The organism is Ancylobacter radicis (assembly GCF_018449475.1).
GTDB lineage: Bacteria > Pseudomonadota > Alphaproteobacteria > Rhizobiales > Xanthobacteraceae > Ancylobacter > Ancylobacter radicis.
The window spans coordinates 129,336-142,887 of sequence record NZ_JAHCQH010000020.1; the positions used below are offsets into that span (position 1 = coordinate 129,336).

At 72.1% G+C, this 13,552-nt stretch carries 12 protein-coding genes and 1 riboswitch; of the genes, 11 read left to right on the forward strand and 1 reads right to left on the reverse strand.

The window, feature by feature from the left end; all coding sequences use genetic code 11:
* Positions 1 to 48: 48 nt before the first annotated feature.
* Positions 49 to 258, forward strand: a riboswitch (cobalamin riboswitch).
* A gap of 117 nt (positions 259 to 375) precedes the next feature.
* From cobW to KIP89_RS15365, 6 genes are all read left to right on the forward strand, one after another.
* The gene (gene cobW / locus KIP89_RS15340; RefSeq protein WP_213756454.1) at positions 376 to 1,437 is read left to right on the forward strand and encodes a cobalamin biosynthesis protein CobW; all 1,062 of its coding nucleotides are present in this window, start codon (positions 376 to 378) and stop codon (positions 1,435 to 1,437) included.
* 158 nt (positions 1,438 to 1,595) lie between these two features.
* Positions 1,596 to 5,063: a cobaltochelatase subunit CobN gene (gene cobN / locus KIP89_RS15345; RefSeq protein ID WP_213756455.1), complete on the forward strand. Its 3,468-nt coding sequence runs from the start codon at positions 1,596 to 1,598 to the stop codon at positions 5,061 to 5,063.
* Positions 5,060 to 6,283 (forward strand): precorrin-3B synthase, encoded by a 1,224-nt coding sequence (gene cobG, locus KIP89_RS15350; protein WP_213756456.1) that lies wholly within the window; start codon positions 5,060 to 5,062, stop codon positions 6,281 to 6,283. Before cobN ends, cobG begins: the two co-directional genes overlap by 4 nt.
* Positions 6,284 to 6,919 (forward strand): precorrin-8X methylmutase, encoded by a 636-nt coding sequence (locus KIP89_RS15355; RefSeq protein WP_213756457.1) that lies wholly within the window; start codon positions 6,284 to 6,286, stop codon positions 6,917 to 6,919.
* A complete protein-coding gene (locus KIP89_RS15360; RefSeq protein WP_213756458.1) occupies positions 6,916 to 7,653 on the forward strand; it encodes a precorrin-2 C(20)-methyltransferase in 738 nt (245 codons plus the stop codon). Before KIP89_RS15355 ends, KIP89_RS15360 begins: the two co-directional genes overlap by 4 nt.
* Positions 7,650 to 8,438, forward strand: a complete 789-nt coding sequence (locus KIP89_RS15365; RefSeq protein WP_213756459.1) for a precorrin-3B C(17)-methyltransferase — start codon at positions 7,650 to 7,652, stop codon at positions 8,436 to 8,438. Before KIP89_RS15360 ends, KIP89_RS15365 begins: the two co-directional genes overlap by 4 nt.
* Here KIP89_RS15365 and KIP89_RS15370 read toward each other — a convergent pair.
* Positions 8,408 to 9,208, reverse strand: coding sequence for a cobalt-precorrin-6A reductase (locus tag KIP89_RS15370; protein WP_213756460.1), 801 nt, complete (start codon positions 9,206 to 9,208; stop codon positions 8,408 to 8,410). The genes KIP89_RS15365 and KIP89_RS15370 overlap by 31 nt on opposite strands.
* Between KIP89_RS15370 and cbiE the strand changes: the two genes are divergently transcribed.
* The 5 genes from cbiE to KIP89_RS15395 all read left to right on the forward strand — a co-directional run bounded on the left by cbiE (position 9,207) and on the right by KIP89_RS15395 (position 13,469).
* The gene (cbiE, locus tag KIP89_RS15375) at positions 9,207 to 10,478 is read left to right on the forward strand and encodes a precorrin-6y C5,15-methyltransferase (decarboxylating) subunit CbiE (RefSeq protein WP_213756461.1); all 1,272 of its coding nucleotides are present in this window, start codon (positions 9,207 to 9,209) and stop codon (positions 10,476 to 10,478) included. The two genes, KIP89_RS15370 and cbiE, sit on opposite strands and share 2 nt — an antisense overlap.
* Positions 10,479 to 10,488: 10 nt before the next feature.
* Positions 10,489 to 10,887 (forward strand): cobalamin biosynthesis protein, encoded by a 399-nt coding sequence (locus KIP89_RS15380; protein WP_213756462.1) that lies wholly within the window; start codon positions 10,489 to 10,491, stop codon positions 10,885 to 10,887.
* A complete protein-coding gene (gene cobM / locus KIP89_RS15385) occupies positions 10,884 to 11,642 on the forward strand; it encodes a precorrin-4 C(11)-methyltransferase (RefSeq protein ID WP_213756463.1) in 759 nt (252 codons plus the stop codon). The genes KIP89_RS15380 and cobM overlap by 4 nt, the downstream gene beginning before the upstream one ends.
* Before the next feature lie 136 nt (positions 11,643 to 11,778).
* Positions 11,779 to 13,089, forward strand: coding sequence for a cobyrinic acid a,c-diamide synthase CobB (locus KIP89_RS15390; protein WP_213756464.1), 1,311 nt, complete (start codon positions 11,779 to 11,781; stop codon positions 13,087 to 13,089).
* 2 nt (positions 13,090 to 13,091) lie between these two features.
* Entirely contained in the window at positions 13,092 to 13,469 is a 378-nt protein-coding gene (locus KIP89_RS15395; protein ID WP_213756465.1) for a DUF423 domain-containing protein, read from the forward strand.
* The last annotated feature ends 83 nt before the right edge of the window (positions 13,470 to 13,552 follow it).

Below are 13,552 nucleotides of genomic sequence, written 5' to 3' on the forward strand. Positions count from 1 at the left end.
AGCGCCCCTGCCGGGACCGCCGGTTTGACTTTCCCGGCTCACCCTCCTTAAGTGATCGCGACCATCGGTTTTCGCGTCTTCGGGCGCGGGACGAAGAGGGAATGCGGTGCGGAGGGCCTTGCGTCTTCCAATTCCGCGGCTGCCCCCGCAACTGTGAGCGGCGAGCCTGCGCCGGAAAGCCACTGGGACACCCCCGGGAAGGCGGCGACGAGGCGGCGACCCGCGAGCCAGGAGACCTGCCGAAGGTTCGGTGCTGAAGGCCGGCGGGGTGCCCGGCTGTCAGGCAGAGCCGCGCCTTTGGCGGCCTCTCGCGTGGCGATTCCCGCCGCGACCGGCGCATCCCGTCAACCGATTGGCTTGCGTGGAGACGCCATCATGAATAGCGCCGTTGTCGATTCCCTGTCCCGTGTGCCGTGCACCATCGTCACCGGCTTTCTCGGCTCGGGAAAGACGACGCTGATCCGCCATGTGCTGGAGAACGCCAAGGGCAAGCGGCTCGCCGTGATCGTCAACGAGTTCGGCGATGTCGGCATTGACGGCGAGATCCTGCGCGGCTGCGGCATCGAGACCTGCCCGGAGGAGAACATCGTCGAGCTGGCCAATGGCTGCATCTGCTGCACGGTGGCGGATGATTTCGTCCCCGCGCTCGACGCCATTCTCTCGCGCGTGCCGAAGGTCGATCACATCCTGATCGAGACCTCGGGCCTCGCGCTGCCCAAGCCGCTGGTGCAGGCCTTCCACTGGCCGGCGATCAAGAGCCGGGTGACGGTGGACGGCGTGGTCGCGGTGGTCGATGGCGAGGCGCTGGCGGCCGGCCGCGTGGCCCATGACCATGACGCGCTGGCCGCCCAGCGCGTGGCCGATGACAGCCTCGACCATGACGACCCGATCGAGGAAGTGTTCGACGACCAGATCGCCTGCGCCGATCTCGTCATCATGACCAAGACCGACCTGATCGACGCCGCCGGCCTCGCGACCGCGCAGGCGGCGCTAGCGGGCGAACTGCCCAAGGGCGTGCGCGTGCTTTCCATCACCGAGGGGCGGATCGACCCGGCGGTGCTGATGGGCCTCGGCGTCGGCACCGAGGACGACATCGAGAACCGCAAGACCCACCACGACAATGAGGCCGACCACGACCATGACGATTTCGACAGCTTCGTCGTCGAGGTGCCGGAGATCGCCGACCCCGCCGCCTTCGCCGCCCGCATCGCCCGCGCGGCGGATGAGGCGGATGTGCTGCGGGTGAAGGGCTTCCTGCCCGTCGCCGGCAAGCCGATGCGGCTGCTGGTGCAGGCGGTCGGCCCGCGCGTTGCCCATCATTATGACCGCGCCTGGGGCAGCGATGCGCGCACCGGCCGCCTCGTCGCCATCGGGCTGAAGGGGCTCGACCGGGCCAAGGTGGAGGCCATCCTCGCCGGCGAGAGTGTGGCGGCGTGAGGCCAAGCGTGTCACCAAGCACCGTCATCCTGAGGTGCCCGGACATCGTCCGGGCCTCGAAGGATGGTCGTCGTCCCGCGCGCTACACCCATCCTTCGAGGCTCGCGTCACTCGCACCTCAGGATGACGGCGCACAGGCTGCGAGGCGCTGACACCCCATGCACATCCTCACCACCACCTCGACCAGCCTCGACGATCTCGCCGAGCCGGTGGACCTCGGCCAGACGCCGGGGGAGGTGGTGGTCGTCTCCTTCACCGACAGCGACCTCGCGGCGCTGGAGCGGGCGCAGGAGACTGAGGAGGCGAGCGCGCCCGGCCGTTTGCCGAGCCTGCGGCTCGCCAGCCTGCGCGATCTCAAGCACCCGATGTCGGTCGATCTGTGGATCGACAGCGTGGCGGTGTATGCCCGGCTCGTCGTGGTGCGCCTGCTCGGCGGGCTGGACTGGTGGCGCTATGGCGTCGAGCGGCTGGGGGCGGAAGCGCGGGCGCGCGGCTTCCACCTCGCCGTGCTGCCGGGCGAGGACCGCGACGACCCGCGCCTTGGCGAGGCCTCGACGCTTCCGGCGGAGGAGCTTGACGCCCTGCTCGGCTATTTCCGCGCCGGCGGGCCCGACAATATGCGTGCGCTGCTACGGCGCACGGCGGGTTTCGCGGGGCGCGAATTGCCGGCGGCAGAACCGGCGCCCGTGCCGCTGGCGGGATTTTATGACGGGGGCGGGGCGCCCCTCGAAACGAGCGTGGCTTCCCCCTCACCCAACCCTCTCCCCGACGGGGAGAGGGCTCTTTCCGCCGGTGCGGCGCTCCCTGCTCCCTCTCCCCGTCGGGGAGAGGGTTGGGGTGAGGGGCCTTCAGCCCCCACCATCCCCCTCATCTTCTACCGTTCCATGTGGTTGGCCGGGGACACTGCCCCAGTGGATGCGCTCTGTGGCGCGCTGGTGGCGCGCGGACTGGCGCCCCGCCCGATCTTCGTCGCCAGCCTGAAGGAGCCGGTCTCCATCGCTTTCCTGCGCGAGGCGCTGGCGGGGATGAACCCGGCGGCAATCGTCACGCTTACCGCCTTCGCCGCCGCCGATCCCGGGGAAGCGACGGTGCTCGATGCGCCGGGCGTGCCGGTGCTGCAGGCCATCGTCGCCACCACCAAGCGCGAGGCGTGGCTGGACGGCGTGCGCGGGCTGACCAGCGCGGACCTCGCCATGCATGTCGTGCTGCCGGAACTGGACGGGCGGGTGCTGGCGGGCGCGCTGTCCTTCAAGGCGCCGGCGCAGAGTGCTGCCGTGCCCGGCTTCACGCTGCTGGTGAACCGGCCCGAGGCCGACCGCGTGGCGCAGGTCGCGGACCGCGTGGCGGCGCTGGCGCGGCTGCAAGCGACGCCGCGTGCGGAGCGGCGGGTGGCGGTTCTCATGCCCGATTATGCCGGCGCCCCCGGCCGCACCGGCTGGGCGGTGGGCCTCGACGTGCCCGCCAGCGTGCGGGCGCTGCTCGGCGACATGGCGGCGGCGGGCTACCGCGTCGCGGACGTGCCGGCCGATGAACGGGCGCTGCTGGCGGCGGTGACCGCTCCCGACCGTCATGGCCGGGCTTGGCCCGGCCATCCACGCCTTGGCCGCGAGGCGCTGGGCGGTGAGGAAGACGTGGATGCCCGGCCCAAGGCCGGGCATGACGATGTTCTGAGCCTCACCGCCTACCGCGCCCATCTCGCCACCCTTCCCACTGAGGCCGTCGCGGCGGTCCATGCGGCGTGGGGCGTGCCCGAGGATGATCCGAACCTCACGGGCGGCGCCTTCCGCTTCCGCGCCGCGCGCTTCGGCAACGTCACCGTGGCGCTGGCGCCGGAGCGCGGTTCGCTCGCGGAGCGGCGGGCGCAGTATCACGATCCCGCTTTGCCGGCGCGCCATGGTCTGCTCGCCTTCGGCTTATGGTTGCAGCAAAACGCCGACGCACTCGTGCATATGGGCGCGCATGGCACGCTGGAATGGCTGCCGGGCAAGCATGTGGCGCTCACGCGCGGCTGCTTCCCGGAGCTGGTGCTGGGCAGCCTGCCGGTGGCCTACCCGTTCATCGTCTCCAATCCCGGCGAGGCGGCGCAGGCCAAGCGGCGCATCGCCGCCGTCACCCTCGGCCATCTGCCGCCGCCGACGCTGGAGACCGGGCTCGCCGGCGAGGCGGCGGAGCTGGAGCGGCTGGTCGATGAGTACGCGCAGGCCGACGGGCTCGACCGGCGGCGGCGCGAGCGTCTGGCAACGCTGATCGTCGCCGAGGCCGAGCGCACCGGCATTGCCCGCGATGCCGGGCTGACCGGCACGGCGACACCGGACGAGGCGCTGAAGGAAATCGACGCCTTTCTCTGCGACATCAAGGAGATGCGGCTCAAGGACGGCTTCCACGTCTATGGGCGCGGGAACTGCGGGGAGGCCGAGCGCGACGGGTTGCTGGCGGCGCTGGACGGGCGGCGCGTTGTGGCGGGGCCGGCCGGCGCGCCGGGGCGTGGACGCACCGATGTGATACCGACCGGCCGCAATCTCTTCACCGTCGATCCCCGCGCCTTGCCGACGCCGACCGCGATGGATCTCGGCAGGCTCGCGGCGGAGGAGGTGCTGCGCGCTTATGCGCAAGCGCATGGCGACTGGCCGCGCTCCCTCGTGCTGGACCTCTGGGGCAGTGCGACGCTGCGCACCGGCGGCGAGGAGATCGCGCAGGGGCTGGCGCTGATCGGCGCGCGCCCGGTCTGGGATGCCGGCTCGGGCCGCGTCACCGGGGTCGAGGTGCTGCCGCCGGCCGTGCTCGGGCGCCCGCGCGTCGACGTCACCTTCCGCATTTCCGGGCTGTTCCGCGACCTGTTCCCGGCGCAGATCGCGCTGCTCGACGCGGCCGTGCGGGCGGTGGCGGCGCGGGACGAATTGCCCGACGAGAACCCGCTGCGGGCGGCCGGCGAGGGGGCGCTGCGCATCTTCGGCACCGCGCCGGGCGCCTATGGGGCGGGGCTGCGGACGGGCGAGATCGAGCCGGAGGCGCTGGGCGCCGCCTATCTCGATGCCGCGTCCCATGCCTATGGCGGGGCGGAGGGCGAGGGGCGGGCGGCCGGCGACGCCTTCGCGGCGCGGGTGGCGGCGGCGGAGCTGCTGATTCACGGCGCGGACGATCCCGGTCGCGATCTTCTGGAGGGCGATGCGGACCTCGCCTTTATCGGCGGCTTCGCGGCGGCGGCAGAAAGGCTCGGGCGGATGCCGGATGTAGTGGTGCTCGACACGTCCGATCCCGCGCGCCCGAAGGCCCGCCCGCTGGCGCAGGCGCTGGCCCGCATCGTGCGCGGCCGGGCGCATCCGCGCTACATTGAGGGTCTCATGCGGCACGGACCGCGCGGGGCGGCGGAAATGGCCGAGACGGTGGACCGGCTGATCGGCTTCGCCGAGGCGACGCGCGCCGTGCCTGGCCATCTGATAGATGCGCTGCATGGCGCCTATGTCGGCAATGCCGAGGTGCGCGATTTCCTGATGGAGGCCTCGCCCGAGGCGGCGCGCTTCATCGCCGCGCGTTTCGAGCGGGCGCGCGACAAAGGGCTCTGGCACCCGCGCCGCAACGATGTCGCCAGCGATCTCGCTGTGCTGTCCGGGGAGGCGGCGGAATGAGCGGGATCGAGGCGATGCGCCGGGGCGCCTGCCCGTCGCTGCCGGAGCCGATGCCGACCGGCGACGGGCTGCTGGCGCGGCTCCAGCCCGTCGCGCCGCTCACCCTTGAGCAGATGGACGGTCTGGCCCGGCTCGCGAGTGCGCTCGGCAACGGCATCGTTGAGGTGACCGCGCGCGGCAAGCTGCAATTGCGCGGGCTCTCGCCGGAGACGGCAGGGCGGCTGGAAGCGGGCGTGGCGGCGCTGGGCATCGACCTGCCGACCGGCTTTCCGGTGGAAATCAGCGCGCTGGCGGGCCTCGATCCGGGGGAGCTCGCCGATCCGCGTCCGCTCGCCGAGGCGGTGGGGCAGGGCGCCGCCGGGCTGGTGCCGCGCCTCGCGCCGAAGGCCTCGGTGGTCGTCGATGCCGGCGGCGTGCTGTCGCTGGCCGCGCTGAAGGCGGACATCGCCGCCACGGCGCAGGCGGATGGCTGGCGGATCGCGCTGGCCGGGCGGGAGGCAGGTTTTTCCCCCTCCGCGCGGGCAGCGTCGGTGATCCTCACCCTGCTTCAGAATCTGGCCGAGGAGGGGCCGGCGGCGCGGATGGGCGATCTTGTCGGGCGCGACGGAATCGCGGCGCTGGCGGCGCGGGTGGGGCTGCTCCCGATGCCTCCCGCTCCGGTGCGGCGACATGTCGATCCGGTGGGGCTGCATCCGCTCACCGACGGCACCGTGGCGCTCGGCATCGGGCTTGCCTTCGGGCAGGTGACGGCGGACCGGCTGGCCGCGCTCGTTACTGCGGCGAGGGGGGCGGGCGTGCGCATGGTCGAGCCGGCGGCCGGGCGGGCGCTGCTACTGGTGGGGTTTGCTGCCGAGCGCGCGGAATCACTGAAGACCGAGGCGGCCCGGCTCGGCTTCCTCACCAATCCCGCCGATCCGCTGCGCCGGGTCGCCGCCTGCGCCGGGCAGCCGGCCTGCGCCTCCGCGCGGATCGAGACGCACGCTCTCGCCCGCGATCTCGCGCCGCTGCTGGGCGCGGGCGAGTTGCATGTTTCCGGCTGCATCAAGGGCTGCGCCCACCCGGCGCCGGCCCGGTTGACCATTGTGGGACTGGACGAGGGGGTCGGTCTCGTGGTCGAAGGCACGCCGCGCACGGTTCCGGCGCGCATCCTGCCCCGGCATCCCCTGCCCATGGCGGGGCTGCGCGAGGCCGTGGCCGCGTTGATCGAGAAAGGCGACTGAGTGTCTACCCCGTTCGACTATGTCCGCGACGGCACCGCGATCTATCAGCGTTCCTTTGCCATCATCCGCGAGGAGGCCGAGCTTGGCCGCTTCACGCCGGAGGAGGCGGATGTCGCTGTGCGCATGATCCATGCCTGCGGGCTGGTGGAAGCCGCCTATGCCATCGACTTCGCCCCGGACCTCGTGCGTGCGGCCAGCACGGCGCTGAAGGCCGGCGCGCCGATCCTGTGCGATGCCGCGATGGTGGCGCATGGCGTCACCCGCGCGCGGCTGCCGGCCGATAATCCGGTGATCTGCACGCTGCGCGACCCCTCCGTGCCGGAACTGGCGGAGCGGATGGGCACCACGCGCTCGGCGGCGGCGCTGGAACTGTGGCGCGACCATATGGCGGGCGCGGTCATCGCCATCGGCAATGCGCCGACCGCGCTGTTCCGGCTGCTGGAAATGATCGACGCGGGGGCGCCGAAGCCGGCCGCCATTCTCGGCATTCCCGTCGGCTTTGTCGGCGCGGCCGAATCCAAGGACGCGCTGGCCGAGGGCGATCACGGCATCCCGTGGCTGGTGGTGCGCGGGCGGTTAGGGGGCAGCGCCATGACGGCGGCGGCGGTCAATGCGCTGGCGAGGCCGGGCCTATGAGCGATGGTGCAGCCGGGCGGCTGATCGGCGTCGGCGTCGGGCCCGGCGACCCGGAACTGATCACGCTGAAGGCGGTGCGGGCGCTGGGCGAGGCGGACGTGGTCGCCTTCTTCGCCAAGCTCGGCAATGCCAGCCATGCCCGCACCATCGCGCATCGCCATTTCCGCGCGGGGGCGGTGGAACTGCCGCTGCTCTATCCGGTGACGACCGAGATGCCGAAGGACGAGGCGCCCTATAAATCCGCCATTACCGGCTTCTACGACGCCTCGGCGCAGGCGGTGGCGGCGCATCTCGATGCCGGGCGCACGGTTGCCGTGCTCTCCGAGGGCGACCCGATGTTCTACGGCTCCTACATGCATCTGCATGTCCGGCTGGCGGATCGCTATGACACGCAGGTGATCGCCGGCGTCACCGGCATGTCCGGCTGCTGGTCGCAGGCCGGGGCGCCGATCGCGCAGGGCGACGACGTGCTGAGCGTGCTGCCGGGCACGCTGGCGGAGGCCGAGCTTGCCCGCCGGCTCACGGAGGCCGATGCGGCGGTCATCATGAAGGTCGGGCGCAATCTGCCGAAGATCCGCCGCGCGCTGCAAACGGCCGGCAAGCTGGAGCGCGCGGTCTATGTCGAGCGCGGCACGATGAGCGACAGCCATTGCGTGCCGCTCGCCAGCCGCGCCGAGGGCCCGGCGCCCTATTTCGCCATCGTGCTGGTGCCCGGCTGGGGCGGGCGGGCATGAACGCGGGCAGCGCGGGCAAGCTGAGCGTCGTCGGCAAGCTGAGCGTCGTTGGGCTGGGGCCGGGCGAGGCGCGCTTTCTCACGCCGCAGGCGCAGGCCGCGCTTGAAGCGGCGGACGCGCTTTATGGATACATCCCCTATCTCGACCGCGTGCCGGCGCGGGATGGGCAGACGCGCCACGCCTCCGATAATCGCGAGGAACTGGCACGGGCCGGCGCCGCGCTCGCCCATGCCGCCTCCGGGGCTCAGGTGGCGATGGTGTCGGGCGGAGACCCCGGCGTGTTCGCCATGGCGGCGGCGGTGATCGAGGCGATCGAGGCCGGGCCGGATGACTGGCGGGAACTGGAGCTGGAGATCGTGCCGGGCATCACAGCCATGCTGGCGGTGGCGGCGCAGGCGGGGGCGCCGCTCGGCCATGATTTCTGCGCGATTTCGCTCTCCGACAATCTCAAGCCCTGGGAACTGATCGAGCGCCGGCTGAGCCTCGCCGCGCAGGCGGGCTTCGTCATGGCGTTCTACAACCCCGTGTCCAAGGCGCGCCCGCACCAGCTCGATACCGCCTTCGACATTCTGCGGGATGAGCTGCCCGCCAGCGTGCCGGTGATCTTCGGCCGGGCGGTGGGACGCGCGGATGAGCGCCTTGCCGTGGTGCCGCTCAGCGAGGCGCGCGGCGACATGGCGGATATGGCGACCTGCATCATCGTCGGCTCGGTGGAGACGCGGATCGTCGAGCGGCCCGGCCGGCCGGCACTGGTCTACACGCCGCGCCGCAGCGGGGGGCGCTGATGGGCGAGGCGTTCCAGCCAGAAGATGACGTCTTGCACGCTGCCGACCGTCTCCACCTTTGGGCGCGGCGGGCGCTGGACCATGACAACCTCGATGCCCATCTCCCGCGCCGCCGCGATCTTGCCGGCGGTCGCCGTCCCGCCGCTGTTCTTGGACAGCACGGCGTCGATGTGGTGGGTGACGAGCAGGGTGCGTTCGTCTTCCAGCGGGAACGGCCCGCGCGCGGTGATGTAGCGGGCATCCGGTACAGTGAGCGGCGGCTCGACCGGGTCGATGCTACGGACGAGGTAATGGTGCTGCGGGGCGGCTTCCAGCGCGCGCACCTCATTGCGGCCGAGCGCCACCAGCACCCGGCGGGGCGTCACCCCAAGGCGGGCGACGGCTTCGGGAATGTCCGCCGCTGGCGTCCAGCGGTCGGCGGGCTGGGCTTCCCACGCAGGGCGGGCAAGGGCGAGCAGCGGCACGCGTGCCCGTTCGGCGGCGCTTGCGGCATTGGCCGAGATGATCGCGGCGAAGGGGTGGGTGGCGTCGATCAGGGCGTCAATGCGGGCCTCGCGCAGATGCGCCGCGAGCCCCTCCGCGCCGCCGAAACCGCCGCTTCGCACGGCGCCGGGCAGATCGAGCGGGTTGCGCGTGCGGCCGGCAAGCGACAGGCTGAGGGCGAATTCCGCGCGTTCGGCCAGCACGGTGGCGAGTTCGCGCGCTTCCCCGGTGCCGCCGAGGATGAGCACGCGCAAGGGTTTGAAACGGGCAGGGGAAGACGGGATCATGACGCAGCTTGAGTCCTTCGCCGCCGGCTCCGCAGCGCCGGCGCGCGGCGACGATGCGCCGGACGGGCGCTGGTTGTCCATTGTCGGCATGGGCGAGGACGGGCTCGATGGGCTCTCCCCCACCGCTCGCGGGCTGATCGAGGCGGCGGAGATCGTGTTCGGCGGCGCCCGTCACCTGGCGCTGGCGGAGCGTGCGGTGGCCGGGCGGGCGCAGGCCTGGCCGAGCCCGTTCGAGCGCGGTGTCGAACAGGTGGTGGCGTTGCGCGGACGGCGGGTCTGCGTGCTGGCCTCGGGCGATCCGTTCCTGCACGGGGTCGGCGCGGTGCTGGCGCGACATGTGCCGGCCCACGAGATGCGCACGCTGCCGGCGCCGTCCTCCTTCAGCCTCGCGGCGGCGCGGCTGGGCTGGCCGCTGGCCGAGGTGACCAGCCTCACCGTGCATGGCCGTTCGCTCGATCTGGTGCGGGCGCATCTGCATCCCGGCCAGCGCCTGCTGGTGCTGACCTCGGACGGCGCCGGGCCGGGCGACATCGCCGCGCTGCTGTCCGCCACCGGCTTTGGCGGCTCGACTTTGCATGTGCTGGAGGCGCTGGGGGGCCCGCGCGAGACGATGCGGTCCTGCCGCGCCGAGACCTTCGATCTGCACGGCGTGGACCCGCTCAACCTCGTCGCCATCGAGGTCGAGGCGGGGAAGGGCGCGCGCATCATTGCCTGCGCGCCGGGCCTGCCGGATGCCTATTTCGAGCATGACGGCCAGCTCACCAAGCGCGAAATCCGCGCGGTGACGCTCTCCTCGCTCGCCCCGCGCCGGGGGGAGGTGCTGTGGGATATCGGCGCCGGCTCCGGCTCGGTCGGTATCGAATGGATGCTGGCCGACCCCTCGCTGCGGGCCATCGCCATCGAGGAGCGGCCCGAGCGGGCGGCGCGAGTGCGGCGCAACGCGGCCGCGCTCGGCGTGCCCGGGCTTCAGGTGGTGGAAGGCGCGGCCCCGGAGGCGCTGGCCGGCCTGCCGGCGCCCGATGCGATCTTTATCGGCGGCGGGGCCGGAGATGGCGGCGTGCTGGAGATGGCGCTGATCGCGTTGCCCTGCGGCGGGCGGCTGGTGGTCAACGCGGTGACGCTGGAGACCGAGGCGCTGCTGATCGCCGAACATGCGGTGCGCGGCGGCAGCCTCGTGCGCCTCGCGATTTCCCGCGCCGAGCCGGTGGGCGGGCTCACCGGCTGGCGGGCGGCGATGCCGGTCATGCAATGGAGCTGGGTCAAGCCGTGAGGGGGGCGCCATGATCGTGGCTGGCGTCGGCAGCCGTCGCGGCGTGACGGCGGAGGAAGTCTGCGCGGCGGTGCGCGGCGCCATGGAGCGCCACGAGGTCAAGCTGTGCGACATCTCGCTGATGGCGACACCGGCGCTGAAGGGCAGCGAGGCCGGCATCATGAAGGCGGCGCTCGACATGGGTCTGCTGCTGGTGATGGTGCCGCAATCGCAGCTGGAGGCCGCCGGCAAGCGCGTGCTGACCCATTCCGAACGCGTGGTGGCGCTGATGGGCGTGCCCTCGGTGGCGGAAGCCTCCGCGCTGGCGGTGGCCGGCCGGCGCTCGACGCTGATCGGGCCGCGCTTCGTGTTGGGGCCCGTCACATGCGCGCTGGCGCGGGAGGCGGAGAAGGGGATGGAGCCAACGTGACCGTGCACTTCATCGGCGCCGGTCCCGGCGCGGCGGATCTGATGACGCTGCGCGGGCGCGACCTGATCGCCCGCTGCCCGGTCTGCCTCTATGCCGGCTCCATCGTGCCGCCGGAAGTGCTCGGCTGGTGCCCGCCGGGGGCGCGCATCGTCGATACGGCGCCGCTGTCGCTGGACGAGATCGAGTCGGAGTTCGTGGCGGCCCATCAGGCCGGGCAGGATGTGGCGCGGCTGCAATCGGGCGATCTGTCGATCTATTCGGCGGTGGCCGAGCAGGTCCGCCGGCTGGAGCGGCGCGGCATCGCCTATACGCTGACCCCCGGCGTGCCCGCTTTCGCTGCGGCGAGTGCGGTGCTGGGGCGCGAGCTGACCGTGCCGGGCGTGGCGCAGAGCCTTGTCATCACGCGGGTGTCGGGCCGTGCCTCGGCCATGCCGGCGGGCGAGACGCTCGCGGCGTTCGGTGCCACCGGGGCGACGCTGGCCATCCATCTTGCCATCCACGCGCTGGAGACGGTGGCGGCGGAACTGGGGCCACTCTATGGGGCGGACTGTCCGGTCGCGGTGGTGGTGGAAGCCACGCGCCCGACCGAGCGGGTGATCGAGGGCACGCTCGGCGACATCGTCGCCAAGGTGGCGGCCCAGCCGGTGGAGCGCACCGCGCTGATCCTGGTCGGCCGGGCGCTGGCGACGTCAGATTTTCGCGAGAGCGCGCTCTATGACGCCACCTATCAGCGTCGCTTTCGGGGGCGGGAATGAGCGGGTGTCAGAAGTACATCCTTCGAGGCTCGGGCGATGCCCGAGCACCTCAGGATGACGTGGTTCTGTGCGAACGCCGTCATCCTGAGGTGCGAGCGAAGCGAGCCTCGAAGGATGCTGAAACCGAGGGCCGTTCGTGACCGCGCGGGGCTTCATCCTCGCCGCGCCGCGCTCGGGCTCGGGCAAGACCACGGTGACGCTCGGCCTGCTCACCGCGCTGGCCCGCAGGGGGCTGCGGGTGCGGGGGGTGAAATCCGGGCCGGACTATATCGACCCCGCCTTTCACGCCGCCGCCTGCGGGGCGCCGGGGCTCAATCTCGACAGTTTCGCCATGGCGCCGGAGCTGGTGCGGGCACTCGCGGGCGAGGCGGCGCAGGAGGCCGACCTCGTCATCATCGAGGCGTCGATGGGCCTGTTCGACGGCATCATGGGCGAGCCGGGCCGGACCGGGGCCGCCGCCGATCTTGCCGCCGCGCTGGGCCTGCCCGTGGTGCTGGTGCTGGACATTTCCGGCCAGTCGCAATCGGCCGCGGCGGTGGTGCGGGGCTTTGCCACGCATGACCCGCAGGTGCGCATCGCCGGTGTGATCCTCAACAAGGTGGCGAGCGAGCGCCACCGCCTGCAGGCCAGCGAAGCCATCGCGGCGCTGGGCATGACGGTGTTCGGCGCGCTGCCGCGCGATGCGGCAATGAGCCTGCCTGAGCGCCATCTCGGCCTCGTGCAGGCGCAGGAACATGCGGGCCTCGCCGCCCATCTCGACCGGCTGGGCGATCTCGCGGCGGCCCATCTCGATCTCGACGCGCTGGCCGGCCTCGGCGCCTCGATCCCGGCCGGGGACGGGGCGGGCGTGCCGGTGCCGCCGCCCGGACAGCGCATCGCGCTGGCGCGGGATGTGGCGTTTTCCTTCGCCTATGAACATCTCGTCGCCGGCTGGCGCCGGGCGGGTGCGCAGATCATCCCGTTCTCGCCGCTGGCCGACGAGGCACCTGATGAGGCCTGCGATGCCTGCTGGCTGCCGGGCGGCTACCCGGAACTCCATGCCGGGCGGCTCGCTGGCGCCACGCATTTCCTTGAGGGCGTTCGCCGATTTGCCGTCACCCGCCCGGTCCATGGCGAGTGCGGCGGCTATATGGTACTGGGGGAGACCCTGGAGGATGCGCAGGGCGTCGTGCATCCCATGCTCGGCCTTCTGGGGCATGGGACGAGTTTTGCCCGGCGGCAGCTTAACCTGGGCTATCGCCGCGTGGTGATGCGCGAGGCCGGTATTCTCGGGCCGCTGGGGACAAGACTGCGCGGGCATGAGTTCCATTATGCCACCGTCACACAGCGCGGCGAGGATACGCCGCTGGTCGATCTGGGCGATGGACAGGGCAAGTCGCTGGGGCCGGCCGGCAGTCGACGCGGGCAGGTCTCGGGAACTTTCTTCCACGTCATCGCCATGGAGTAGAGATGAACCTGTTTCGCCGCCTGATTGTGCTGATTGCCGGCCTCATGGGCGGGGCGGGCGTCGCCGCGGCGGCGGCCGGGGCGCATATGAACCCGGACCCCAATCTGACGACGGCGGCCTATTTCCTGATGCTGGGCGCGGCCGGCGCCATCGCCGTTGCGGCTCTGGCGACCGCGCAGGGCCCGGCTTTCTCCATCGCCGATGCCGGGGCCGGGCTGGTGGGGTTCGGCGCGCTGCTGTTCGGCGGCACGCTCGCCCTGCGATCACTCTGGAATATCGTGATTTTTCCTATGGCCGCCCCAACCGGCGGGACTATGCTGATCCTTGGATGGGTCGTTGTCGCTCTGGCGGCTTTCCGGCGCGGTAACCGCGCGGGTTGAGTTGGCCAAAAGGTTGCATGAAGACGGACGGCCCCGCGTGCTGGCTCAGCCGGGCGCGGAATGCCGCAATGGGAGCAGAAGCT